General features: G+C 68.6%; 19 protein-coding genes. 15 read left to right on the top strand and 4 right to left on the bottom strand.

The window, feature by feature from the left end; translation table 11 throughout:
• Positions 1 to 66 precede the first annotated feature (66 nt).
• Entirely contained in the window at positions 67 to 603 is a 537-nt protein-coding gene (locus tag AB0I89_RS13110) for a tetratricopeptide repeat protein (protein ID WP_357124903.1), read from the bottom strand.
• Between the two features lie 149 nt (positions 604 to 752).
• Here AB0I89_RS13110 and AB0I89_RS13105 point away from each other — a divergent pair, with 149 nt between their 5' ends.
• Complete coding sequence (locus tag AB0I89_RS13105; RefSeq protein ID WP_357124900.1) at positions 753 to 1142, top strand: OsmC family protein; 390 nt, start codon at positions 753 to 755, stop codon at positions 1140 to 1142.
• A gap of 72 nt (positions 1143 to 1214) precedes the next feature.
• Here AB0I89_RS13105 and AB0I89_RS13100 read toward each other — a convergent pair whose 3' ends face one another.
• Positions 1215 to 1766: a VOC family protein gene (locus AB0I89_RS13100; protein ID WP_357124896.1), complete on the bottom strand. Its 552-nt coding sequence runs from the start codon at positions 1764 to 1766 to the stop codon at positions 1215 to 1217.
• Between the two features lie 134 nt (positions 1767 to 1900).
• The gene (locus AB0I89_RS13095; protein WP_357124893.1) at positions 1901 to 5935 is read right to left on the bottom strand and encodes a hypothetical protein; all 4035 of its coding nucleotides are present in this window, start codon (positions 5933 to 5935) and stop codon (positions 1901 to 1903) included.
• 278 nt (positions 5936 to 6213) lie between these two features.
• Between AB0I89_RS13095 and AB0I89_RS13090 the strand changes: the two genes are divergently transcribed.
• From AB0I89_RS13090 to AB0I89_RS13070, 5 genes are all read left to right on the top strand, one after another.
• The gene (locus tag AB0I89_RS13090; protein ID WP_355047809.1) at positions 6214 to 6705 is read left to right on the top strand and encodes a hypothetical protein; all 492 of its coding nucleotides are present in this window, start codon (positions 6214 to 6216) and stop codon (positions 6703 to 6705) included.
• Positions 6706 to 6861: 156 nt separating this feature from the next.
• Positions 6862 to 10104, top strand: a complete 3243-nt coding sequence (locus tag AB0I89_RS13085) for a BTAD domain-containing putative transcriptional regulator (RefSeq protein WP_357124889.1) — start codon at positions 6862 to 6864, stop codon at positions 10102 to 10104.
• Positions 10105 to 10284: 180 nt separating this feature from the next.
• Positions 10285 to 11106: an AfsR/SARP family transcriptional regulator gene (locus AB0I89_RS13080; RefSeq protein ID WP_357124886.1), complete on the top strand. Its 822-nt coding sequence runs from the start codon at positions 10285 to 10287 to the stop codon at positions 11104 to 11106.
• A gap of 223 nt (positions 11107 to 11329) precedes the next feature.
• On the top strand, positions 11330 to 12577 hold the full coding sequence (locus tag AB0I89_RS13075; protein ID WP_357124883.1) for an ATP-grasp domain-containing protein: 1248 nt from the start codon (positions 11330 to 11332) through the stop codon (positions 12575 to 12577).
• The gene (locus tag AB0I89_RS13070; protein WP_357124880.1) at positions 12574 to 13785 is read left to right on the top strand and encodes a hypothetical protein; all 1212 of its coding nucleotides are present in this window, start codon (positions 12574 to 12576) and stop codon (positions 13783 to 13785) included. Before AB0I89_RS13075 ends, AB0I89_RS13070 begins: the two co-directional genes overlap by 4 nt.
• Positions 13786 to 13855: 70 nt before the next feature.
• Here the strand turns inward: AB0I89_RS13070 and AB0I89_RS13065 are convergent, their stop codons facing one another.
• On the bottom strand, positions 13856 to 16759 hold the full coding sequence (locus AB0I89_RS13065) for a BTAD domain-containing putative transcriptional regulator (RefSeq protein WP_357124877.1): 2904 nt from the start codon (positions 16757 to 16759) through the stop codon (positions 13856 to 13858).
• 173 nt (positions 16760 to 16932) lie between these two features.
• Between AB0I89_RS13065 and gntA the strand changes: the two genes are divergently transcribed.
• The 9 genes from gntA (at position 16933) to AB0I89_RS13020 (ending at position 25740) form a co-directional block, all read left to right on the top strand.
• Complete coding sequence (gene gntA, locus AB0I89_RS13060) at positions 16933 to 17637, top strand: guanitoxin biosynthesis heme-dependent pre-guanitoxin N-hydroxylase GntA (RefSeq protein ID WP_357124873.1); 705 nt, start codon at positions 16933 to 16935, stop codon at positions 17635 to 17637.
• Positions 17634 to 18101, top strand: a complete 468-nt coding sequence (locus tag AB0I89_RS13055) for a GNAT family N-acetyltransferase (RefSeq protein ID WP_357124870.1) — start codon at positions 17634 to 17636, stop codon at positions 18099 to 18101. The genes gntA and AB0I89_RS13055 overlap by 4 nt, the downstream gene beginning before the upstream one ends.
• Positions 18102 to 18158: 57 nt before the next feature.
• On the top strand, positions 18159 to 18905 hold the full coding sequence (locus AB0I89_RS13050) for an SDR family NAD(P)-dependent oxidoreductase (protein WP_357124867.1): 747 nt from the start codon (positions 18159 to 18161) through the stop codon (positions 18903 to 18905).
• The gene (locus AB0I89_RS13045; RefSeq protein WP_357124864.1) at positions 18905 to 19939 is read left to right on the top strand and encodes an amidinotransferase; all 1035 of its coding nucleotides are present in this window, start codon (positions 18905 to 18907) and stop codon (positions 19937 to 19939) included. Before AB0I89_RS13050 ends, AB0I89_RS13045 begins: the two co-directional genes overlap by 1 nt.
• Positions 19940 to 19991: 52 nt before the next feature.
• Positions 19992 to 20612 carry a LysE family translocator gene (locus AB0I89_RS13040; RefSeq protein ID WP_357124861.1) on the top strand — a complete coding sequence of 207 codons (621 nt, stop codon included), beginning with the start codon at positions 19992 to 19994 and terminating at the stop codon, positions 20610 to 20612.
• 43 nt (positions 20613 to 20655) lie between these two features.
• On the top strand, positions 20656 to 21366 hold the full coding sequence (locus tag AB0I89_RS13035) for an MOSC domain-containing protein (protein WP_357124858.1): 711 nt from the start codon (positions 20656 to 20658) through the stop codon (positions 21364 to 21366).
• A 324-nt stretch (positions 21367 to 21690) separates the two neighbouring features.
• Positions 21691 to 22728, top strand: coding sequence for a hypothetical protein (locus tag AB0I89_RS13030; protein WP_357124855.1), 1038 nt, complete (start codon positions 21691 to 21693; stop codon positions 22726 to 22728).
• A 217-nt stretch (positions 22729 to 22945) separates the two neighbouring features.
• A complete protein-coding gene (locus AB0I89_RS13025; protein WP_357124852.1) occupies positions 22946 to 23647 on the top strand; it encodes a 2OG-Fe dioxygenase family protein in 702 nt (233 codons plus the stop codon).
• Positions 23644 to 25740, top strand: a complete 2097-nt coding sequence (locus AB0I89_RS13020) for a molybdopterin-dependent oxidoreductase (protein ID WP_357124849.1) — start codon at positions 23644 to 23646, stop codon at positions 25738 to 25740. The genes AB0I89_RS13025 and AB0I89_RS13020 overlap by 4 nt, the downstream gene beginning before the upstream one ends.
• Positions 25741 to 25750 lie beyond the last annotated feature (10 nt).

Genomic DNA, 25750 nt, shown 5'->3' with positions numbered 1-25750 from the left:
TGGCTGCGGCTCACCGCGGCCGGCGGGCGGTAGGCGTCGGAGCGCGCTTCTCCGCTGCTCGGATCGCTACCCGCTCAGCCTCGCTCGGGCGTCCTCGGCGTCGGGGTGGTCGAGCGCCTCGAGGATGGCCAGCGCCTCCTGCCACGCGAGTCGCGCCTCGGTCTCCCGCCCGCCGACCTCGTGACAGTCGCCGATGTGCAGGAGGATCGTCGCCTCCGGGTACCGATGGCCGAGTTCACGCAGCATGTCCAATGAGCGTTGGTGGCAGTAGCTGGCCTCGTCCTCGTGGCCGAGCTTGTGGTGGGCCTGACCCAGACTGTCCCAGGTGTACGCCTGACCGGAGCGGTTATCGACCGCCTCGAACAGCGCCAGTGCCTCAGTGCAGCTGGCCAGCGCCTGTTCGTAGTCGTCGGCGAGGTAGTGGATCCAGCCGATGTCGTTGCGCGCCGCCGCCTCACGGTCGCGGTCGTTCCCAGCCTGGAACAGCGTCAACGCGCGGTCGGCCTCGGTCATCGCCTCGGGATAGCGGCCAAGCTGGACGAGCACCTCCGAGAGACTGAGGTGGATCCCGCCCTGACGGACGGGGTCGGCATCCGGGCCCAAGTCGATGGCCCGCAGGTAGAGCCGGATGCCGCGGCGACGACCGCCGCGCCTTCTCGGCGGCGGCGGCGAGGGTCGCCGTACCTGGTGGTGATACTGGTGACGGGCAACAATGAGCCGATCGGTTCAGGCGCGGCGGACAGGAGCAACCGATGGAGCAGTTCGCGGTCGTGGTCGGCGCCGGCTCGTTCAGATCGGATGACGGTGGTGCGATCGGGTTCCCTCATCGCTGGACACCCGAGGGCGTCACCGTCGAGGCGGACTTCACCGGGGCGCACCTGTTGCACCTCGCTGCGGCCGGCTGCGTTCTGAACGACGTGTATCGGGAGGCAAACGTACTCGGCATCCGGATCGACGGGGTACGTGTATCGGCGGAGGGAGGCTTCGACACGCAGACGTGGATATCGAGCGGCATCACCTACCAGGTCGAGGTGAACTCACCCGCGTCCGGCGACGAACTTGCCACGCTGTTGGATCGTGTCGACGACGTCGCCGAGATACCGCGGGCGATTCGCGCCGGGGCCACGGTACGAAGAGGCTGACTCACCCGCCGGCCGAACGAGCAGGTACAGCGGGCGTGGCGGCGACTCATGCCGACGCAAGCAGGACCTCGATCATTGTCTGCGGTTCGATGATGTCTGGCCGGTCGTTGACCTGACATGCATCCGATTGCGTTGCGACCGCGTCGTGTCCGTGTGTTGCAGCCCGAGCCCGGGGCCCCGTCGCGCCGGGTCGGCCAGGTAGTCGTCACCGATCTGCCGGTATCCCAGCAGCGCCTGCCAGAACGGCAGCACGTCCGAGCTCACCGCGGCGTCGAGGGTGATGTTGAGGAGCTGCACTGCGGCGGGGTCGGCGGGGATGCCCAGCGCACGGGCAGCGGCCGATATCCGTCGCGCCAGTGAGACGTCCCGCCGGGACAGCGACACGGTGACGCCCAGGTGGGGCAGGTCCACGTTGGATTGCTCCTGCTCGTCGGGGCCCGCGAGCCGACCGATCTCATCGACGAACGCGATCCCCGCAGACAGCGAGCCGGTCCGGAAGTGGGCCGAGACCAGGTGGTAGAGACAACGCCAGTCTTCGACACCGTCAGCCGCGTGGAAATGCCCAGCGGTGATCCGCACCGTCGTGTCCGCGAACCTAACATCGACGGCGGCCTGGTCGCCCACCGCGGCTTGGCCACCTCCAGGGACGCTCCGTCGTCGGTGCGGAGCGCGCGCCCGTACCGGCGTTGCGGGGCATGCGCAGAGCCGGGAGCCCGAGCAGCCGACGGCCGCCCGGGCTCCGGACCGTGCGGCGTTCGTCAGGGATACATCTGCGCGACCGTAAAGTTCATCGATTGCGCGAAAAGGCTGACACCGGTCGGGCTGTTGGGGTGGAAGGACTGCGTCGATGTCGGGCCGTCCGGGGTGTCACCCGGCGACTTGTCCGTCACGACCCCGTGGATGCCGGCCGGCGAGCCGCAGACCGCCTTGCCCGCGAACTCGTCGATCGGGTCGGAGTAGTACGCGATCGTCGCGCCGTGCGCGGTGTTGAAGTCGTGGACGACGTCCAACTGCTCGTCACGCAGCAGCACGCTCATCTCGGTGAGCCACACCCGCTCCTCGTCGCTGAGGACGAGCTTGAGGGCGCAGAGCGGGTCGCCGCCGATCTCGACGAGCTTCGGGTACCCCATCAGCATGATCTTGGCGTTCGGCGCCTTCCGGTGAATCTCTTCCAGCACCTTCGTGTTCGACCGCGGAACCGCGTCGGCGATGCGGCGCCGGGTCGACACGTCCACGGTGTCCGTCTCGCCCGACAGTTTCGCCTTGAAGCAGTCCAGTGGGCCGGCCATGACGAGGCACTCCTTGACCACCGGGCCGAACCTCGCGTCGTTGCCGCCGATCGAGATCGTGACCAGGGTGGTGTTCTCGTCCAGGTAGCCCTTGTCGAGCTGGGACGCCTCCAGGTACTGGCCCATGCCCCGTTGACCGTCGGCGTTGCGGGGCTCGTTGCTGACGGTACGCAGGGGCAGGATGTTCTCCGTCTCCGCGCCCGAGCAGGCGATCAGGTGATAGTCCATGTTGACGTCGTGCTGTTGGCTCGTGATGTCCGCCCGCAGTCCGATCGGCGTGGACGAACCGGGTAGCACCGCCTTGCGCGACCACGCGTTCTTCGAGCGGTGGCAGCCGTTGCGGTAGGCGTTGTTGCTGTTGTTGTCCGACTCGCGGTAGTAGTCCGATCCGTTCACCGGCGAGGCGCCCTCGCCCGACGAGAACGAGTCGCCGAGCGCCACCACCTGGTGCTGCGGCTTGCCCGGCAGCGGGATGAACGCCGCCGCGTCGAAGGCCACGTTCTCCTGCGGCCGGCCCAGCGCCAGGTCGCCCTGCCCGCTGGCCGGCACATCGTCACGCAGCTGCGCCAGCTCCTCGGGGGTCAGGTCCGACACCGTGTTGGTCAGCTCCACCGTCGGGACGTTGTTGAACTCGAACACGCCGAGCGCCACCCACCGGTTCGCGTACCCGCGCTGCTGGACCATGCGGGTCTTGACCACGCCGTTCTTTGTCGTGATCTTGTACGCCGCCTGCTGCGTGGTACCGAGGTGATCGGGAATGTGGACCATGACCCGCATCCAGCCGTTCACCGTCCGGTCCAGCGTCCATGTTCCGCTGACGTAGAGGTTGCTGCCCGGCTCGCGGGTGTGTGTGAACCAGTAGTGCGCGCCGTACCCCCCGCCGACCTGGTGCAGGTCGATCTTGCCCGGGTACTGGAGCGTGCCGTTCTGTGTCTCGCCGGCGAACCCGTGCGTGAACGTGCCGCTGTTCGTCCGTCTGGTGCAGAGCCAACCGGCCTCGTCACGGCGTGGGCTGACGACTTCGTTGATCACATCGTCGACCACGAGCGCGTTCGCCGGGAGTTCGGTGCCGCACTTCGGTAGGTAGCTCACCCCGGCGGCCGGATACTCCCAGCCGGGGTCGTACCTGATGGCGGCGTTCCCACAGTCCAGACAGCCCGGTTTCCAGTCCGCCGATCGGTTGTACCAGCACTTGAGGTCCCGTTCGCCGATGACGTTCACGTGGTGGCACGGGCCGGCCGGCTCGTCGATCACGTCCGGCGCCGTCGGCGGGAGGTTGTTGCCGTAGTAGCAGTCGTTGGACTGGTCGCAGAACGTCTGAAGGTGCGGCTTCACCCGCGCCCGCCCGTCGTTCGTGCTCCACCACGCGTACCGGTAGCCGTCGGTGTAGGTGTCCGGCTTCTCGATCGCGTTGAGCGGGTGTCCGGCCCAACCCATGATCTTTTCCGGGTACGGCCATTGGCTCGGGTGCCGCGCGTCGTCGTAGGCCTCCTCCAGGAACGCCTTGCGGTTCGCCGGGTACCGCGGGTTGGCCGGGTTGTTCGCCCAGCCGACGCCCCACGGCTCGTCCGTGCTGCCCTGCGGCGCGTAGAACCCGGTGTTGTAGGCCCACACCGCGAAGAACCAGTTCTCGATGTACTGCGGGTCGCCGCCGTTGACCTTCATGTTGTACGCGTGGACCTGGTTCCACTTGTCCTGCAGGATTCGCAACGACTGGGAGATGTTCGCGGCGAAGTCCACGGCGATGGCCAGCTGCTGGTTGTACGGCAGCGGGACCTCGTTCGGCTTCTGGAAGCCGGGCTTGCGCATACCGTCGGTGACCTGCCCGACGCCGTAGCCGCAGTCGGACTTGTCCCAGCGGATCGCCCAGTCGTCGCTCGTGTCGGCGTCGTAGATGTCGAGCCCGTAGTAGTTGCCGACGAGCGGGTTACCGAACTCGCCAGGCAGGACGTGCGGCGAGGCCTGCCACAGGTTCGACTCCTGCGCGAGAATGCCGAGCATGATCTGAGCGGGCACGTGGCCGCCGCCGTCGAGGGGCCGCATCGGGAACCATTGAGCGACGTTGTAACCCGGCAGACCGGACTGGTTGAAGTTGTTGCCCCGGTTGAGGATCAGCGAGTCCTGCACCGCCATGTCAACAACCCATTCGATCTCCCGGGCGCGCGGCTGGTACACCTGTACCCGCACGTCGTTGCGGGGGATCGCGCACCAGGCGGCCGTGTCCACCGGGTCGTGCAGCGGTGTCGCCAGCGTCGTGGCACCCGGTGTCGACGGGGCCCGCCCCGGCGTCCTCGGGTTCGCCCGAGCGCTAGCGTCGCCCGACGTCGGCGTGGTTGGCGCGACCGCGAAGTTCACGCTGCGACCGGTCGCCGGCACCTTGGCCTTCATGACGAGCGACCGTCCGCGGCGGTCGTCCGTGGCCTGCGCCGCCCGCGGGTCGGTCGTCCACTTGATGTCGTCCAGCAGCAGGTCACCCTGGCTGGACATCTCCGCCTGTACGGTCGCGTCGAGCTTCGCGACACCCGTGGGCAGTTTGTGCGTCCTGCCGGGGGTACCGGTGATGCCGACCCGACCGCCCGCGCCCTTGACGACGTTCATGTCGGTCGTGCCGCCCTCGGCCAGCGTGGCCGTCGCGCCGGACCGCACAACGGTCCGCTTCACCCGGCCGGCCTTGCTGTCGGCATCCATGTACACGACGCCGTCGCCGTTGGCCGCCAGCCGGAACGGTACGCCGGTGGTCCTCGCGACGGCCGACCGGCGGCCCTTGCCGTCGACCTTGACCAGCGCGCCGTTATCGGCGGCGATGATCCTGCCCGCGACCGGTAGCGCCGAGGTGAGCTGGCCCGCCACCTGGATCGGCGGTGCCACGGAGCCGGTCGCGGCGTCGAGCTGCGTCAGCCGGGTCTTGCCCGAGCCGGTGTCGCCGCCGGTGAACGTGCTCAGCACGACGTTCTCACCGGTACCGCAGCCGGGGCTGAAGTACGCGAGAGACGCGTGCGCGGCCACCTTCCGGACGGACTGGTTCTTGAGGTCCACGACCGCCACGAAGGCGCCGCGGTCGAACAGGTCGGGCTTGTTGGTGTAGGCGCGCGGCGCGTACGTGACGACCAGCCGCCGGCCCGACTCGGTGAGGCAGCCGTTGCCGATCCACTGGTCGGTCTCCAGCCCCGGCTCGCTCAGCGTCGCCGCGGTCGTCCAGCTGTAACCGGAGGCCGCCGACGCCACGAGCACGTGCAGACCGGTCATGTCGCCGGAGAGGGTCCAGGCCCGATCCTGCGACGTCCGCCAGCCCTGCTTGAGGGTCGAGTCCCGCTGGCCGGGCGGTACCGCGGTGACCGCCACATCCTTCGGGGGCGGGTCCGGCGCCGCGGCAGCCGGCGCGGGAAGCGCCACGAGACCGCTGGCGACGAGCGCGGCGGCGGCGAGCGCGGCGGTGACGGCGCGACGGGCGGCGCCGGGGCTGAGCCCGCGCGGCAGCGCGGGGCGGGGCGGTGATGTTGACACTGCGGATCCTCCAGGATGCTCGGGATCGATGCAGTGTCGGAACCGCGCACACCGTCGGCGCATCACGAGGTCATCGTGGGCGTACCGCTCCGGCGTCACGGCGCGGCGTACCCCCTGCTGTACCGCGAGTCCCCTCGTTCCTCTCCGGAGGCTCCGCGGTGCCCGCCGCAGACGGCGATGGCGGCGCGACGCGGCGCGGATGGCCTGACGATGCGGCCGCGATGCGGCGACGCCGAAGGATCACCTCCACGACATGCAGCACGATTGAGGAGAACAGCATGAAGGTAGCGAAGGTCCGGACGCATCGCCTGGCGCGGACGCTGATCGCCCTGGTGGCGTTCATGGGATTCGGCATGGTCGCCGCGGCGGTACCGGTGTCGCCGGCGCTGGCCGCGTGTTCGGGCACCGGCTGTCACAACGTCGATCCCAACGGTCAATGCAGCGGCACCCGGTACGGCTGGACCGGCGGCGGCTACGACAGCGGGCTCGGCATCGTCGTGGTGAAGTCGCCCGGCTGCAGAGCGGCCTGGGCACGCCTGCAGAACGACCAGTACGTCCGCTACGCGGGTGCCACGTTCACCGTACGCATCGAGCGCCGGGTGTGGTCGTCCTACGGCTACTGGTACACGGGCAGCCTCAGCAAGCAGTTCCTCTCCACCAACGGCGGGGTGTGGACCAACATGCTCGAGGATCTCGACTCCTCCGACGAGCACCAGGCCTGCTTCAGCCTCAACGGCGGCGCCTGGACGTGCACCCCCTGGATCAGCTGAACGGCAGGCGGACGTCAGGGTCCCCCGGCGGCGCGGGGGCCCTGAGATCCGTCATCCGCGTCGGCTTGCGCCACCTGGGGAAGCTGGCCGCCGGGGGCATCCCAGATAGACATATGGCCCTGCGTCGACGTCGGTGTGCCTTGTTAGCCTGCGGCTGTGGAGCTGCGACTGCTTGGCCCCGTCGAGGCTGTCATCGGCGGACGGGTCGTGCCCGTCCGACGTCGTCAGGAGCGACGGCTGCTCGCCATCCTCGCGATACGACCGGGCCAGTTCCATTCCGCGGAGCGACTCATCGACCTGCTCTGGGAAGATCGGCCTCCGGCCCAGGCACGAGCGGGCCTGCAGGCCATGATCTCGCACCTGCGGTCCACGCTGGAGCTGGGCCGGTCGACGGAGCCCGCGTTGCTCGCCCGACCCAACAGCTACGCACTGGAAATCCCGGCAGAGCGGGTCGACGTGCACCGGTTCACCGCCCTGGTGACGCAAAGCAGGGGCGTCACCGATGCCGATCAGCGCATCGCGATGCTCAGTAGCGCGCTCGGTCTGTGGCGGGGCGCCGCCCTGGCCGACGTCTTCGACGACGCCCAGCGGGGCCGGCTCTTCCCGGATCTCGACGAGGCACGACTGACCGCGCAGGAAGAGCTGCTCGGCGCCCGCCTCGACGCCGGCCAGCACCGGGAGATACTGGCGCCGCTGCACGAGCTGATCAGCGAGGCGCCGACCCGCGAGCGCCCGGTCGAGCTGCTGATGCTGGCCCTGAGCGGGATCGGTCGTCGCGGCGAGGCCATCGCGGCCTACGACACTCTCACAGATCGGCTCGCCACCGACCTCGGTGTCGCGCCCGGAGAGCAGATCCAGGCGACGTACCGGAAGCTGTCCCGCGCCACCGCGGCCTCGGACGCCACGCCCACGTCCTCCACCGGGCCGGCGCAGCTACCGCTGCCGCCGGGACACTTCGTCGGCCGCGACGCCGAATCGCGTCAGCTCGACCGCCTGCTCGCCGACGCGGCAGCGCCGCAGGTCCTGATCCTCTGCGCGGTCGTCGGCACGGCGGGTGTCGGAAAGACGGCGACCGCCATCCGGTGGGCGCACAGCGTCCGTGACCGCTTCCCGGACGGGCAGCTCTTCCTCAACCTGCGGGGTTACTCCGCCGGCCGGCCGATGCGCTCGGCGGAGGCGCTCGGCGCGCTGCTGCGGGGTCTGGGGGTGCCGGCGGGACGCATCCCGGCCGACCCCGAGGAGGCGTCGGCGCTCTACCGCACCGTCGTCGCCGATCGCCGGCTGCTGATCGTTCTGGACAATGCCCTCGACGCCGAGCAGGTGCGGCCGTTGCTGCCCGGGTCTGCGGAGAGCCTGGTGGTGGTCACCAGCCGGGACCGCCTGACCGGGCTCGTGGCCCAGCAGGACGCCCGCCGCCTGACCATCGGACTGCTCCCGGAACCGGACGCGATCGAGCTGCTCACCGTCCTGCTCGGCGCCGACCCGCGAGCCGCCGATCGTGACGCGATCCGGGACCTCGCCCAGGTCTGCGGTCGGCTCCCACTGGCCCTGCGGATCGCGGCGGCACTGCTGCACGACGAGCCGGACCTCGCGGTGTCGGCGTACGTGGGGCAGTTACGGCAGCGCAGCGTCGCCGCCCTGGCGATCGACGACGACCCGAGTGTCGCCGTGCAGACGGCGTTCGACCTCTCCTACACCCGGCTCCCCGGCGAGGCCCAGCGGATGTTCCGCCTCCTCGGCACCGTTCCAGGGCTCAGTCTGTCGGTCGACGCGGTCGCACACCTGGCGCAGACATCGGTGGACGCGGCCCGCCGGACGCTGGCCCGACTCTTCTCGGCACACCTGGTGGACTTCGACGACGATCGCGTCACGCTGCACGACCTGCTGGGTCGCTACGCGGGCCAACACAGTGCGCGGCAGGCCGGCCGGCCCGAGGCGCCTGCCGTCCTCGCGCGCCTGTTCGCGTGGTACCTGGTCCGCGCCCAGGCTGCCGGCGACCTGTTGGCGCCGGGGCGGGTCCGCCTGGAGCTGCCGACGGGCCTAGCGGCGGGTGACGCCGGCATCGGTGACCGTGCCACGGCACTGGCCTGGCTCGAGGCCGAGGAGTCAAACATGGTGGCGCTGATCAGGGCCGCCGCCGACAGCACGTCGAGGGCCGCTGCCGCCCTGCTCGCCGACCAGCTACGAACATACTTCTGGGTCACCCGCAACTCACTGAACTGGCTGCTCGTGGCGCAGGCGGCGCTGCACGCGTCAAACGGGGACGCGCACCCGTCTCTGCGGGCGTCGGCACACATGAGTCTGGGCAACGTGTACCACCTCACGGGCAACCAACTGGTCGCAATCGCGCACCTACGACGGGCGGGTCACCTGTTCCGCAGCGCCCGGCACGCGCAGGGTCAGGCCGCCGCAGCCGGCTCGCTCGGCGCGGTCTTCGGTGATCTCGGGCAACTGGCGACGGCGGCGGCCTGCTTCGAGCACGCGTTGCGGCTCAACGAGCGGATCCGCCACCGTTACGGCATCGCGGTGATGGCGAGCAACCTCGGGACGATCTACGCCATGGCCGGTCGACTGCGGCTGGCGGTCGAGCGACTCACCGCCGCCATCGTCATCCACCGGGAGGACGGCGGACGACCCAACGAGGCGGTCATCCTCACCAACCTCGGCCTGGTGCGCACCGTCCGGGGTGAGTACCCGGCCGCCCTGGGCGATCTCCACGCGGCGGTGCGGACGGCCCACGAGGTCGACATGGCCTCGATCGAGGCGAACGCACTGGCCGGGATCGGCCAGATCCACACACTACGCGGCGACGTGCCGGAGGCGAGGTCGGCGCTCGCAGCCGCGCAGCGTCTCGCCGACCGTACCGACGACTGGCACTGCAAGGCGTCGATCGACATCGCCGAGGGGGGCCTGCTCCGGCTGACCGGCAACCTCACCGGCGCGGCAGCCCGATATACCCGGGCCGCCGAGTGGGCCAGGTCGGCGCGCACGTTGGCGACGGAGGCCGAGGCCCTGGTCGGCCTCGCGACGTCCGTCGCCGAGCGGACGCCGCTGTTGGCCAGCTCCTCGTTGGAGCGGGCGGTCACGCTGGCCCGACAGTCCGGCGCCGCGGTGATCGAGATCGACGCGCTGGCTGCCTTGGGCGAGGTCGCCCGGCAGAACGGCGACGCCGTGCAGGCGGCCCGCCTCGCCGGCGAGGCGGCACATCGCGCGGAGGCGATCGGGGCACCCCTGGTACGCGCCCGCGCGCTGATCACCCTGGGTCACCTGGAGGACTCCTCGCGGGCCTGGCCGGAGGCGCTGGGCATCCTGGAAGCGCTCGGCAGTTCCGAGGCGGACGTCGTCCGGGCCCTACTGGAGCGGCACGACGGCCGCCCGGTCGGCGTCCCGGCCGGATAGCCGACGTTGCTCCGGGGCGGGAGCGGCGTCCGGGCGATGCGACGGTGATGGCGGGCTGACGTCGGGGGTGCTCCGGTTGGTCGGCAGCGCCGTACGACGCTGCCAAGGAAACGCCAACCCGTGCTGGGCAACCTGGTGACCAGGCCGTGCGAGGGGTGCGGTCGGCATGGAGGTCATTGCATGGATTTCCGGATCCTCGGTCCGCTGGAAGCGTCCGTCGAAGGAACGCCCCTGCCGCTCGGCGGCCGCCGGCAGCAGCGGATCCTGGCCGTGCTGCTGCTGCGGGTCGGCCGGGTGGTCCCGGCCGACAGGCTGGTCGACTGCCTGTGGCCGCTGCGGCCGCCGGCCACCGCGGCCAGTCAGATCCGCAACTGCGCCGCGGCCCTGCGCCGCCTGCTCATCGCCGGCGGCCTGCCCGAGCGCTCGCTCGTCCGGCGGCCGGGCGGTTACCTGCTGGATGTGGAGCCCGGCGAGCTGGACCGGACACGGTTCGACGACGAGGCCCACCGGGCTCGGCGGTCGCTGGCTGCGGGTCGCGCGGCGGAGGCCGTCGGGTATTTCCTGCGGGCGGAGAACCTGTGGCGCGGGCCGGCCATCGCCGGTCTCGCAGATGGCGTGCTGGAGCCCGAGGCCATGAGCCTGGAGGAGTCGCGGCTGCAGGTGATCGAGGATCGGCTGGAGGTCGAGCTGAGTCTGGGCCGGCACGCGCGAGCCGTACCGGAACTCACCGCGCTGGCCCGAACTCATCCCGGGCGTGACCGCCTGCAGGCGGCCTTCATGGTCGCGCTGTACGGCAGCGGGCGGGGTGCCGACGCGCTGGCCTCCTTCGACCGGCTGCGCTCGTCGCTGCGCCGTGAGCTCGGCCTGGAGCCGAGCCGGCGGCTGCGGGACCTGCGCCAGGCCATCCTCACCGAGGACGATGCCCGGCTGCCGCCGACGGGCGGGTGGGGGCCGGCGCGTGACGGCGAGCCGTACCGGCAGGCAGCTCTGCTTCGGCCGTGAGGGAGGTGACGCAATCGCGTCCACGCTGCCTTGTCAAGAAACCGTCAAGGTTTGTGCAACGCCGGGCGTGCAATCTCTGTATGGCAGGCATCGGTCACGAGAGGACGCAGCCGGTGCGACTGTCTGTTGTGGATGGTGCTAGCTTGATCGATCGTGTCCATCTGTCCCGCCACCGCCGTCGTCGTATGACAGTCGATGTGCAGTACACGACTCAAGAGGAACGATGACATCAGTACTCATCGTTGAACCGGTATCTTCCGGCAACGAACTCGTCGTCCGAGCCGCAGCCATGGGTTGGCACACCGTGGTTGCCAGCTTCGATGCCGACGACCGAACTCTGACGGCGGCGACCAAGGATCTGGCATCCGCCGTCGTGCGGGTAGATACGAATGACGCACACGCCATCGTTGAAGCGGTGAGTCGCTCGCCAGTGGGGGCGGGGCTCGATGGTGTCGTTGCCGGTTCGGAGTTTCACGTCGAGATCGCGGCCCTGGTTGCGGAGAAACTCGGCCTGCCGGGCCTGAACACCACCGATGTCGCGCTCGTTCGGAACAAGGCCGAGATGCGTGAGGCGCTGCAACGCGCAGGCGTCCCGTCGCCCCGGCATCGGAAGGTGGCCTCCCGCGCCGAGGCGGAGCTCGCGTGCGCGGCGCTGACGTTCCCGGTGGTGGTCAAACCGGTGGAGTCGTCAAGCAGCATCCACGTCTTGAAGGCGAGCGACACGGCCGAGGCGGTACGGGCGTACGCCGCCATCGAAGCCGATGGCATGATCGACCTCGGCAGGCCGCTCGGTGACGAGGTCGTCATCGAGGAGTACGTCTCCGGCGACGAATACAGCGCCGACGGATATGTTTGGCGCGGCGCCGTGCACATCGCCGCAGTGACCAGGAAGCTCCTCGGCCCCGAGCCGACCTTTGTCGAGTTCGGTCACATCACGCCCGCCCCGCTGGGACCGACCGATCTGGGTGCGATCGAGCGGTACGTCGGCCAGGTGGTCCGGGCGGTCGGGCTGGACAACAGCGTCTTCCATTGCGAGGTACGCCTGTCCACGAACGGACCGGTACTCATGGAGATCGCCGCACGGCTGCCGGGAGACCAGATCGTGCACCTGGTAGCCGACGTCACAGGTGTGTCGATGGCGGACGCCGCCTTGTTGATGGCGGTCGGCGCGAACCCGGAGACCTGCCTCGACGAACACGCGGCATCCGGGAGGGCTGCGGGCATTCGCTTTGTGGACCCCGGCGGCATCACCGCCTACACGCGTATCGAGGGATGGGACGACGTGCCGCGCTACGCCGATGTCGTGGAGCGAAAGGTGCTGGTCCCCGCCGGCGAGCAGATTCCCTCGACCTATGAGGCCCTTCGGCGTGTGGCCTATATCCGCTATCGCGCTTCCGATCCAGACACCGCTTTGACGATCAACGAGCGACTGGGTCGGGAACTGCGACCAGTCGCAGCGTATTTGTCGTGAGTATCGCGCGATATTATGCGATGCGGTTTGCCAGCTGGCTGTGCGACTACCTGGTCCTGTTCGCCGTACCGGTGCTCGCCTACAGCTTGACCGCCGATGTGCGCTGGTCGGGCGCAGCGGTCTTCTTCCAATGGGGACCGAGACTCCTGGGACTGTCGGCAGCGATCCTGCGGCTCGACAATATACGGCAGCGGACCCTGATGGTCGTGGCGGATCTGACCAGGACCGCGACGGCGCTCGCGGCTGGGCTGATAATGGCGGTGTATCCCGGTGCGGTGCTGCCGGTGCTGATGATATTCGCGATGGTCGTGGGCCTCTGCTTCGAATTGACTTTCGTCGGTGGCGAGAAGGTCGGACTGTCCTTGGTCCGCCCCGAGGGGCAGGAGCGATTCCAATCGCAGCTGACCGCCTTTGAGCAGGCGGCGATAGTCCTGGGGCCGGCGGCGGCGGGCGTGGTGCTGTCGTTCCCACCGCCGGTGCTGATGTTCGTGGCGGCGGGTTTGTTCGGAGTCTCGCTGCGGATGTCGATATCGGTCCCCTCGGACGGTACGGCGCACATCTCGACAGCGAAGCGGACCCTGCGCGCGACCGTACGCGGTGCGCTCGAGGACCCCGTCCTGCGCCGGATCGTCCTGGTCACCATGGGCCTGAATTACGTGCTCGCGCTGATCAACGGGGCTGCGCCCCAGATCGCGTTCGGAACGTTCGGGACAAGCAGCAGTGAGCTGGGCCTGATGTACGCGGCGAGCAGCGTGCCGGCCATCGTCGGTCTGTTGACCTTCCACCGGCTGACCTCGCGTGTGCCGCTGTCGACGATCGGGATCGCGGTCGCGGTGGGGATGTGCCTGGCCGCGTTGGGCGTAGCGCTGGGGGCCCGGCTCTGGGTTTTCGCTGGATGCCTCGGTGCGTTCCTGTTGCTCGACGCGTTCTTCAGCGTGTACATCCGGGTCGTTAGAGCGCGTCGGGTGCCACTGGAGAACTACGCGGCGACCGTGGGGCTCTTTGGCATGCTGCTGATTGTGCCGATGCCGCTCGCCGGGCTCACACTAGCCGCTGTCGGAAATTTCGTTGCCCCAGCGGTGCTCATCTCGGCGTCCGCTGCGGCCGTGCTTATCGCCGCCGTCACCGCATTACCGAGAGGGCGAGCCCTCCTGGTTGCCCCCGTCGCCCTCCCGGTAGGGACGGCCCACACCAGTCACGATTCCTGAGCCAACGACTCTGCCCCCGTTGGGCTGCCGCGAGCTCGGCCGGCCGGCCCGTGCCCGGCCGGCCGGGCGATCAGCGCCCCCAGCCGATCCCGGATTGCGCCTGCTCGAGACCGGTCAGCCTATCCCGCACCGTCTCGGCGTCGGGGTGATTCAACTCGTCGAGGATGACCACGGCCTGCTGCCAGCATCCCTTGGCACCCGCGAAGTCGCCCAGTGTCATCAGAGTGTTGCCGAGGTGGTGCTGGCTGTCAGCCTCGGCGTAACGGTTCCCGGCCTCCCGGTTCAACCTGATCGCCTCGCGGTAGCACTCGATCGCCTCGGCCGAATAGTGCAGCTGGTGGTTGATGTAGCCCAGGCTATCCCAGGTCGCCGCCTGCCCAGACGGATCGCCGACCTCCCGCAGCACCATCAGAGCCCGGCCGCAGTGGTCCTTGGCGGCCTCGTACTGCTCCAACATGGCCAGCGACCAGCCGACATTGTTGAGCGAGACCGCGTGCGCCAGCCGGTCATTCGCGATCTCGGCCAGCATGAGGGCGGCCTGATCGTGGTCGAGCGCCTCGCGGTGGCGGCCCTGCCGCTCGAAGACGCGCGCCAGGGCCAGATGCGCCTGCGCCTGATCACTCGTCGAACCGACCTCGCAGGCGAGGTCGAGCGCACTCCGGCTGTGTGTGTAAGCGTCGTCGTACTGGCCCAGCCAGGCATGGGCCACCCCGATGCCGCGGTGCGCCTGACCCATGGCGCGCCGGTCGCCGAGCCGCCGGGCCGCGTCCAGGGCGAGCCGCTGCGTGTTGATCTGATCCCGCCAATGGCCCTGGCGGTTGAAGTACTCCATCAGCGATCGAGCGAGGCTGCACAGGCTCGCGTCATGACCCTCGTCCGCGGCCCGGCGAACGATGTCGAGCAGCATCGCGTGCTCGGCGGTAAACCACTCCACCGCCTCCCGGGCCGTCGTGAGACGGGAAGATCCGGCGTCCGGGCCCTCCACCGCATCCTGGGACAGATGCCGCTCGAGCAGTACGGCGGCGCGGCGCGACGAGGTCACGTAGTGGGTGAGCAGCCGGCGAACAGCGGCCGACCGCTCCTCCGCGGTCTCCACCGCGCGGACCAGGTCCATCGCATAGCCCCGGAGCAACTCGTGCAAGGACAGCCGGGCCGGCTTGTGCTCGCTGACCATCTGGGCGTCCTGCAGCTCATTGAGCAACATCCTCGCCGTGGGCAGGTCCAGCGCCGCGAGGTGGGCCACGGCCAGTTCGTCGATGTCCGGACCGGGCGAGAGTCCCAGCAGGCGGAACAGTCTCGCCGCGGCCGGGCTCAGCGTCCGGTAGGTCCACACGAACACGACGTGGACGCCCCTCCCGGCCTCAGCCGGCGTTTCGGTCGATCCAACAGCCACGTCGAGCTCGTCGGCGAGCGTACGAAGATCCAGGTCAGGGTGGGTCGCGACGCGTGCGGCGACGAGGGCCAGGGCGAGCGGCAACCCGGCACAGCGGGCGATGAGCCGGTCGACGGCGGCACTGTCCGCCGCGACCCGCGCGGCGCCCAGCCGGTTGGAGAGCACCCGCCTGGCCTCGTCGTACGGCAACGGGCCCACGGCGATCGGATGAGCGCCCTCGCTCGCCACGAGGCTGGGCAGCGCACGACGACTGGTGACCAGGACCAGACAGTCGGCGGTGCCGGGCAACAGGGGCCGGACCTGGTCGACGTCACGCGCATTGTCCAGAACCACGAGCATTCGGCGACCAGCGACGTAGCTGCGGTACAACGCCGCCTGTGCCTCCAGGCTGACCGGGATGCTCTGCGGCGGCACCTGGAACGTGTCCAGGAACATGCGAATGACCTCTTCCGGCCGCACCACCACGCCGCTCGGCTCGAAGCCTCGCAGGTTGGCGTAGAGCTGCCCCTCCGGGAACTGCTGCGCCACCCGGTGTGCCCAGTGCACCGCCAGTGAGGTCTTGCCTGACCCAGCGGCACTCCAGAGGACGCACAGCGCGGGCTGCTTCTCCGCCTGGGAGCTTTCGAGAATGTCCGTCAACTGGGCCATCTCCGATTCGCGGCCGGCGAACCCCCGGACGTCGATCGGCAGCTGCGCTGGAACGACCAGGTGCCGACGCGGTGCGGGCCCAGCGACGGCATGGGTCGGGCGCTGCGGCGGGATCCGGACCTGCGGTGCGAGAACGGCGTCACGGCTGATCGCCGGGCCGGTAGGTCCGATCCGGTCGCCCTGCAGGATCGCCTGCTGCACCTGCTGCAGCTCGGGACCCGGCTCGATGCCGAGCGCATCGACCATCTGCCGGCGCACCGTCGCGTAGCGGTCGAGGGCCTCGCTCGTGCGTCCAGCAGCGTACTGGGCCTGAATCAGCGTCGCCGCCAGGCTTTCCACCAGCGGAAAGTCGTAGGCCAGCGCGTTCAGCTCCGCGATGACCGCCTGTGGGTCCCCGATCGCCAGCTCCGTCCGGGCCCAGGCGACCACGGCGTCCAGCCGCTCCAGCGTCCACGCGTTCCGAGTGCGTTCCGCCCAGGCGCTGGTCAGGCCGGCAAGTGGCTCGCCGCGCCACAGGGCGACGGCTTGCCGGAGCAGTACCCGCGCGTCGGCCTCGGAGCACAGCCGCCTGTCGGCCCGCTTCACCAACCTGCGGAAACGGTGTAGGTCGATGTCGTCGGGCTCCATGTCGAGGCGGTAGCCCCCGGAGCCCAGCAGCAGCCGGGCCGGATCCCCGGATCCCGTGTCGATTGTCTCCAGCGATCGCCGGATGCGGGTGATGTGACTGTGCAAGGTGCGCCGCGCCCGCTCGGGTGGCTCCTGGCCCCACACCCGCTCGACGAGCACATCGGCCGGCACCGTCCGTCCGACCTCCACGGCCAGCGCGGCCAGGACCGTGCACTGCTGCGGTCTTCCCATCGACGACGATCGACCCTGCGATCGACCCTCCACCGGCCCGAGAATGATCAAGCCCACAATGCCCCCGTAGATCACCTAAGCCCGAAATACCCTGCGGCCCAGGTAGCACCTCATCGTGTCGACGTCGCTGTCAACTCGCCGTCAAGAAATCAGCCTACATCACTGACCATGCTTGACCAAGACAGATGACCGGGGGGTCATGTTCGTGCCTATATCACGGTGGTGCAATCAAGTTACGGGGAATTTCAATGGCTCGACAGGATGAGTTTGCCCAGAAATCTAGGCCTCTGACATCAGCATTCGAGGATTGGATTGATGGTACCGCTTTCTCCTGCCTCGGAGCACGCGCGTCGTTGCGTCAGAAGCAATTGTATTGCGTCGAACTGAAGTCGATGCTCGACGTCGACAGCACTCGGGAACTGCACCGGGAGATTGTCGGCTTCGTCGACCGGACCCGGCTGCACGAAACCAGGTTCAGCTCCTTCGCAGCGATCTTCGAGAATCCGCGGCGGCTGAGCGAGGCGGAGTTCGAGCAAACCCTCTGGACGCAGCTCGCCATGCTTCGCCAAGTGGATCGGGAGAAATACGCGTGGGCGCCGGGTGTCTCCAGTGACCCCCACGCCCTGGACTTCGCCTACAGCGTCGCCGGACATCCGTTCTTCGTGGTGGGTCTGCACTCCCAGGCGTCGAGGATCTCCCGTCGGTTCACGCACCCGGTACTCGTCTTCAACTCCCACAAGCAGTTCGACCAGTTGAAGCAGGATGGGCTCTACGCCTCGCTGCAGGACAAGATCCGGGCCCGCGAGCTGCGGCTTCAGGGGTCCATCAACCCGAACCTCGCGGACTTCGGGGAGCAGCCGGAGGCCCTCCAGTACTCAGGACAACCGCAGCCGGCGGAGTGGCGGTGCCCGATCTCGAGCGCCTCGGCGACGTTCGACGGGATGGCTCGGTGAAGACCGCCGTCAGTAAGGCTCGCCTCCTGTCGCTGCGACGAGCCCGCTGGGCGGACGCGGAGGCCCTGCACGACCTGTCCGCTCCGTTCGTCGCGCTCGGTCGGCTGCGCCATCGCGACGTCGGTGAGTTCGCCCGGCGGCACGCCGACTTCCTGGTCGTCGAGGACGACAGCCGGATTGTGGCCTGCGTCGGCGTCCAGCGTTTCGGGAGCGACTGGGTCCTGGACAACCTGTGCGTCCAGAGCAGCTTCCAGGGCCGCCGGACCGGGAGCCTCCTGCTCGACAGGATCCTCCAGGAGGCGGCCCGGTCATCGGCACGTGCACTGTACGCGGCGTCCAGCCCGGCCAACGCGTGGTTCCTCGGACACGGGTTCATTGAGGTCGGGCCCTCTGCCGGGCCTCGGCGCTGGGTGAGCCAACTGGATCCCACGCGCAATTCCGTCGTCTACCGCCGCCAGATCTGACGGTCGTCGACCTACGGGAAAGGGTACAGAACAGTGACAAACCTGCCTTCTGCGATAGTGACCGGCGCCTCGTCGGGATTCGGCCGGGCCACCGTCGAGCGACTGGTGAAGACCGGGCGGCCGGTCGTGGCGCTGGCCCGTCGCACCGAACGACTCACCGAGCTCGCCGACCGCCTCGGCCACGACCTGGTGCATCCGCTGACCGTCGACGTACGGGACGGAGACGCCGTCGCCCAGGCTCTCGGCGACCTACCCGCACCGTTCTCCGATGTGGGCATCCTCGTCAACAACGCCGGTCTCTCGAAGGGCTTCGGCCCGATCCAGGACGCCGATCTGCGCCACTGGCGCGAGATGGTCGACACGAATGTGCTGGGACTCCTGCACTGCGTCCGCGCGGCCCTGCCCCTCATGCTGGCCGCCGGCCGCGGCCACGTGGTGAACATCGGCTCCATCGCCGCGGTGTACCCCTACCTCGGCGGGAACGTCTACGGCGGCACCAAGGCATTCGTCCACCAGCTCAGTCTCAACATGCGAACCGACCTGGAGGGTCGCGGCATCCGCGTCAGCTGCATCGCCCCCGGCATGGCCCGTACGGAGTTCGCGGTGACCCGGTTCGACGGGGATCAGGAGCGAGCAGACGCCCTGTACGACGGCACCGACCCGCTCACCCCGCAGGACATCGCCGAGGCGGTGGAGTGGTGCATCTCCCAGCCTCAGCGAGTCAACGTGAGCCTCATCGAGCTCATGCCCACGGACCAGCCATTCGGCCTCAGTTTCCGCCCGAGCCGAACCAAGGAGCAGTGATGACGCAACCCGTCTGGAGTGTCAACGACTGGGATCCGCTGGAGGAGGTCATTCTCGGCTCCGCGGCCGGCCTCACCCCGCCTCCGGTGGACGTTTCGCTGAAGCACTTCTTCGAGCCCCCGGCGGACGCCGGGGACGAGCGGATCGACGCCAGCACGCTGCAACGCGTGGTGGACGAGACCGAGGAGGACTTCGCCCAGCTCACCGAGACGCTGACGAGTGCCGGCGTACGGGTGCGCCGTCCGGACGCGAGCACCGTGGGCCGGAGCTACGCCACTCCGGAGTGGGATTCCGTCGCCATGCACGCGCTGATGCCGCGGGACTGCCTGCTGGTGATCGGCGACCGCATCATCGAGGCGCCGATGCCGATGCGTGCCCGCTACTTCGAGACCGCCCCGTTCCGGGGCCTGCTCCGGGAGTACTCCGATGCGGGCGCCTCCTGGTTCTCGGCACCGAAGCCCCTGCTGCCCGACGAGACCTACGTGTACGAACCTGGTGCCTCGGTCGTGGCGGAGCACGAGCCGTTGTTCGACGCCGCCAACATGCTCCGGTGCGGGACCGACATCTTCTTCAACGTGAGCAACACCGGCAACCGGCGGGGTGCGGCCTGGCTACGTCGGCAGCTGGGCTCGGACTTCCGGGTGCACGAGATCTCCATCTGCAGTGATCACGTCGGAACGACGTTGCACATCCTGCGGCCGGGGCTGCTGCTGGCCAACTCGGAACGCCTCACCGCGGATCGGATTCCCGCCCCCCTGCAGTCCTGGAAGACCATCTGGGTGGACACACCAGAGGACGACGGCTATGCCTTCGACTGGCCGCGCGCCTCAGTCTGGGTCGGCATGAACATTCTGGCCCTCGGCCCCGACACGGTCGTGGTGCCGGCCAACCAGACCCGGGTGATCAAGCAGCTGGAGAACGCCGGGATCACCGCGGTCCCCACCAGCTTCCGGCACGGTCGCACCTTCGGCGGCGGACTGCACTGCTGTTCGCTGGACGTACGCCGGCGCGGCGGACTCGAGACGTACCTGTGACTCCGTCGCGTTGGCGACGCTTTTCCTGAGCTCAGCAGAAAGGGCCAGCCGGTTGACGCTCACCATCCTTGCCTCGTTCGCTCTCAGTGCGTTCCTGCTGAACCTGAGCCCCGGGCCGTCGATCCTCTACGTGATGTCGCGCAGCGTCGTCAACGGACGGATCGCCGGAGTGTTCGCGGCCTTCGGGCTGGCTAGCGGGAGTGCGATGTGGGCGCTCCTGACGGCGATCGGCGCCTCCGCCCTGATCGCCTCGTCCGAGCTGGCCTTCACGATGCTGCGGATCGCCGGTGCGGCGTACCTGCTCTATCTGGGCATCTCGGGGCTCCGTGACCAGCCGTTCACGGTAAGAACCGAGAGACCGGCCAGGGTGTCCGGCTTGCGCAGCTACCTGCAGGGGTTCCTGGTGGAGGGCACGAATCCGAAGACGGTCACCTTCTTTCTCGCCCTGGTCCCGCAAATCATCGTCAGTCTCGACGATCCGGGCCTGCTGGTCCTGATCGGGTTCTGCTTGATCGTTCCGCTGACCGCCCTGCCCATCGATGTCACCGTCGGGGTCACCGGAGGCACCCTGGCCTCCAAGATCGCCAGACGTCCCCGGGTCGGGCGTGCGCTCAACTACCTGTCGAGCGCCGTCCTCATCGCTCTGGCCAGCCTGGTGCTGTTCGACCGATGACCGGCCCAGCCAACCGTCCGGGCCTCGCGCGAAGGAGTCTCTCGTGTCCGCTGTCGAGGCGACAGTCGAAGCACTCTACCGATATCCGTTCAAGTCCATGCAGGGCGAGACGGTCGATGACGTACGGCTGGACAGCCGCGGAGTTTCCGGCGACCGCGAGTGGGCCGCCACCTTCCCGGACGGGCGGGTGGGCAGCTGCAAGACCTGGAAGCACGTCCGTCGCCTCGACGGCCTGCTCGCCTACGCGGCGCGCACACGCCACGGTCGCGTCGAGGTTCACACGCCGAACGGCGCCGTGCTGGCTGCCGGCGACCCCGACCTCGACGCGGCGCTCACGGCGTTGGCCGGTGAGCCGGTGCGGGCCGCTCGGGAATCGGGCACACCTCACTTCGACATCGGCGCGGTCCACCTGATCTCACGCTCCTCCCTCACCGCGCTGGCGGCCGAGGTGCCGGAAGGAACCGTGGTCCCGGTGGCCCGTTTCCGGCCCAATATCGTCATCGACGGGGAGTGGGGGCCAAGATTCGAGGACGACTGGATCGGCCGCGAGGTGTCCATCGGGGAGACCACGAGACTCGAGATCACCGAGCAGACCGAGCGGTGCGTGACGGTCACGCTGCCGCAGCCGGGCGTGCCCCGCGACAAGGACGTCCTGCGGGTGCTGGCCGAACAGAGACAGACAAACTTCGGGGTGTACGCGAGGGTCATCTGTGCGGGCCCGGTCCGGTTCGGCGACCGTGTCCGCGTGAGTTGAAGCGGTCTTCGCCCAAGACGCGGGCCTCCCGAACTGACACGGCCACCGGGATTCTGACGCCGGTGACAGCCGACGGACGCCGCGTCTGGCCCGCCGTCTCGTCGCGATCCACAGCGACGGGCACGGCACGCCATCGACGTCGACGCTCACATCAGTCTGCCGTGCGCCGCGAGAGAACCGGACGTGCCTACTCGACGATCACCGACGTCAGACGGACAAGGCCGGTAACGCACCTGCGCGGCCCGGCAGCTTTGATCGTGCTGCGCGCGACCCCAGCGGCGTGGATGTGCCCGGCTACCTGCCACCTGATCGAGGGGATTGCCGATGACCGTTAACGCCGTGTGGAGCAGTAACGACTGGGACCCGCTGGAGGAGGTCGTGCTGGGCACCGCCGTCGGCTTCACTCCCCCGCCCGTGGACCCCTCCCTGCGCCACTTCTTCGAACAACCGGTCGAGGCGGAACGCGAGAAGATCCCCAGCGCGTTGCTGGATCGAGTCATCGACGAAGCGGAGGAGGACTTTCACGATCTCACCGCGGTACTCGAGTCGCACGGTGTCGCCGTTCGACGCCCCGAACCCCTGGTGCCGGGACAGCATTATGCGTCGCCGGACTGGGCGTCCGTCGCGATGCATGCGCTCATGCCGCGAGACTGCCTGTCGGTCATCGGTGACATGCTGATCGAGGTCCCGATGCCGATGAGGTCCCGGTACTTTGAGGTCTTCCCGTACCGCGACCTGCTGCGCGGGTATTTCGATTCCGGAGCCCGATGGCTGTCGGCGCCCAAGCCGAGGCTGCCGGACTCCACGTACATCTACGAGTCGAATGCTTCGGTAGTTGCCGACGAGGAACCCTTGTTCGATGCCGCAAACCTCCTGAGATGCGGGTACGATATTTTCTTCAACGTCAGCAGCACCGGTAACCGGCGAGGTGCGAGTTGGCTTCAGCGAATCCTGGGGCCGGATTTCACGATCCACGAGATGTCCATCTGCGCTGATCACGTCGACACGACACTGCACATACTTCGGCCGGGCCTACTGTTGGCCAATGCAGTTAAAATGACGCCCGAAATGATTCCGAGCCCGCTGCGGAGCTGGAAGACGCTGTGGGTCACCGATATCGAGGATGACGGTTTCGCCTTCGACTGGCCACGAGCTTCTCGCTGGGTCGGGATGAACCTCCTCGCGCTGGGCCCGGATCGCGTGCTTGTCCCGTCCAACCAGGTCTCTCTCATGCTTCAGCTGGAGCAGGCAGGCGTGGAGCCGGTGCCCGTGCGGTTCCGGCACGGCCGTTCCCTCGGGGGCGGACTGCATTGCTGCTCTCTCGACATCCGACGCCGGGGAGAGTTGACCAGGTACTTCTGATCGAGTCGGTGGCGGTCCTCGATGCTGGCGGCATCGAGGGTTTCGGGGTGCCCATTTTCCGTTGCAATTTTCGGTGAGCAAAGTCTTGCACGGACGGGCTTGACGCTCAGGAGAACCACTGGATAGTATTCACACCGATCAATATAAATACCCAGGCCACAGAGAAATAGCTCGGCGACGGCTCGGCCACGACTGCCCAACAGAACGGAAGACTCGAATGTCAAGACTCATCGACGGGTATGCCATCATCGATCTGCCTCCGGTCTCGCAGGAGGTGTTGAACAGCTACGACAATGTCCCGCTCGACGTCTACATGGGAAACAAGACGCGCTACAAGCGCTTCTCGCAGTACAAGATTGACTACATCTCCGACGCCTGGTCGTTCGAGCTGCTTCCGCACCGCCCCTACGGCCAGTCCCGCGAATACAACACGGTCGCGGGCGGCATCATGCGCGAGTACGAGCCATTGCAGGCCGACTTCCTCCCCTACCTGCACGCGGTCGCCGCCAACCTGCCACTGGACCGCTCCGAGAGCTGGCAGGTGAACGTTCACCAGAACCGCAGCCGCGCCACGGAAGCGAAACCAGGGCTGGTCACCCCGGAGGGCGTCCATAAGGACGGGCATGAGTACGTCGCGATTCTGGTCTTCAACAGGCACAACGTGACCGGGGGTGAGATGCGGCTGTGGAAGGGCCTCGACTCCTCCGAGCCGTTCTGGCGTGGCACCGTCCAGCCTGGTCATGCTGCGCTGCTCGATGACCGCGCCGTCGCACACGACGTCACAGACTTGCACCCTGATGCCTCCGGCGAGGAGGGGCACCGCGACATCGTCATCGCCGCGTTCTCGCGCTGGTCGGAGCGTTGGTACGGCGAGGAGCACGACCAGGCGGTGCTCAACAGCAAACCCTCGGCGCAATGAAGGCATCGGGTAGACGTGTCACTGTGGTCGACCGTGAGGTCGCGGGCGGATGCCCGTTGGACTGCCCGGATGCCTGCAGCTGGATAGTGGGCGTCCGCGACGGTGCGGCCGTCACGTTGCGCGGTCGCCCCGAGCACCCCTTCACCCACGGCACTCTCTGCGTGAAGGTCAACCAGTACCTCGACCACGCGGCGTCGCCCGACCGCCTCCGTCATGCGCTGCGTCGCACCGGCCCGAAGGGCACCGGCAGGTTCACGAGGATCAGCCTCGACGCGGCGTTCGACGAGATCGCCGAACAGTTCGACCGGGTTCGTCGCCAGTACGGCGGCGAGTCGATCTGGCCGTATCAGGGAACGGGCAACCTGGGGTTCCTCCAGGGGCTCCAGGGCCAGGCCGGCGCACGGCTGTGGAACGTGCTCGGCGCCTCCGAGCACGACATGACGATCTGCTCGGTGGCGGGGCTGGTCGGCGCGGACCTTGCCACCGGGACCCACCGGGGCATCGATCCGGAGTCGCTGGCCCACTCGCGGTTGATCTTGCTGTGGGGCGTCAACACTCTCACCACAAGCCATCACCAGTGGCGGTTCATCAACAAGGCACGCGAGCAGGGCGCGCACGTCGTCGCGATCGACCCAGTGGCCACAAGGACCGCTCAGCAGGCCGACGAGCACCTGGCGCCGCGGCCCGGTACCGACGCAGCCCTCGCGCTGGGCTTGCTCAACGTGGTGGTCGCCGCCGGCGGGGCGGACCATGCCTACCTGGCCGACCACACAGTGGGGTGGCCCGAGTTCCGCGCCCGCATCGAGCAGTTCCCTCCGGAACGGGTCGCGGAGTTGACCGGCGTCTCCCGCGCGCAGATCGAGCATCTGGGGGAACGGATCGCCGCCACGAGGCCCACCGGCATCCGCGCCGGCAGCGGGATGCAGCGCCACGCGGGCGGCGGCGCGGCCGTTCGCCTGCTCGCCTGCCTGCCGGGCGTCACCGGTGACTGGGGCAGGCTGGGCGGTGGCCTCACCTACTCGACCGACGGGTACTTCGGCGGCAACCGGCAGGCACTCCTGTGCAGCGACCTGCGTGCGGCGCCGGTGCGACGGCTCTCCATGACCCGCCTCGGCCAGAACCTCCTCGACCTGACCCCGCCGGTCAAGGCGCTGTTCGTGTACGGGGCCAACCCGGTGGTCAGCAACCCGGATCAGCAACGCGTTCGCCAGGCGCTCGCCCGCGAAGACCTGTTCACGGTCGTCGTCGACCACTTCCAGACCGACACCGCCGACTACGCCGACATCGTGCTGCCCGCGACCATGCAGACCGAGCACCTCGATGTTCTCGACGGCTACGGCCACATGTACATCGCGTGGAACGAGCCGGCGACGGCCCCTCCGGGTGATTGCCTCTCCACCACGGAGATCTTCCGCCGAATCGCCCGGCACATGGGGTTGTCCGAGCCGAGACTCTACGATTCGGACGAAGAGATGGCGGCTCAGTTGCTGGCCACGGACCATCCATCGCTGGCCGGTATCGATGTTGAGTCCCTGCGCCGAGACGGGTGGGCGAGACTGAGTTATCCGGCCGAATTCGTGCCGTTCGCCGACGGCTTCCCGACACCGTCCGGCAAGCTGGAATTCCGGTCCGAGCGAGCCCTGGAAGCCGGGTTCGAGGCAGTGGCGGGATACACCCCGCCACGCGAGTCGACCGACCCGGAACTGGCCGCGCGGTACCCGCTCTCGCTGATCGCCGGCGCCTCGCACTTCTTCCTCAACTCGGTCTTCGCCAACAAGCCGGAACTACGGCGCCGGGCTGGTCCGCCCCGGGTCGAGCTGCACCCGGACGACATGGCCGCCCGTGGGCTCCACGACGGCACACCGGTCGCCGTCTTCAACGACCGCGGTTCATTCGTCTCCACCGCGTACGCCTCCGAGCACGTCCGCAGCGGAGTCGTCGGGACCACGAAGGGCCATTGGATGAAGCTCACCGGCGGCCCGACCGTCAACGCGACGGTGAACGAGCGGGACGCCGACATGGGCGGCGGTGCAGTGTTCCACGACAACCGCGTCGAGGTCGAAAAATGGCAACCCTCCGCGGCGCGGGACTGACATCAGATGA

Source organism: Micromonospora sp. NPDC049801 (genome assembly GCF_040656575.1).
Lineage (GTDB): Bacteria > Actinomycetota > Actinomycetes > Mycobacteriales > Micromonosporaceae > Micromonospora.
Note: the sequence above shows the minus strand (reverse complement) of the source record. Positions and strands in the feature narration are given on the sequence as shown.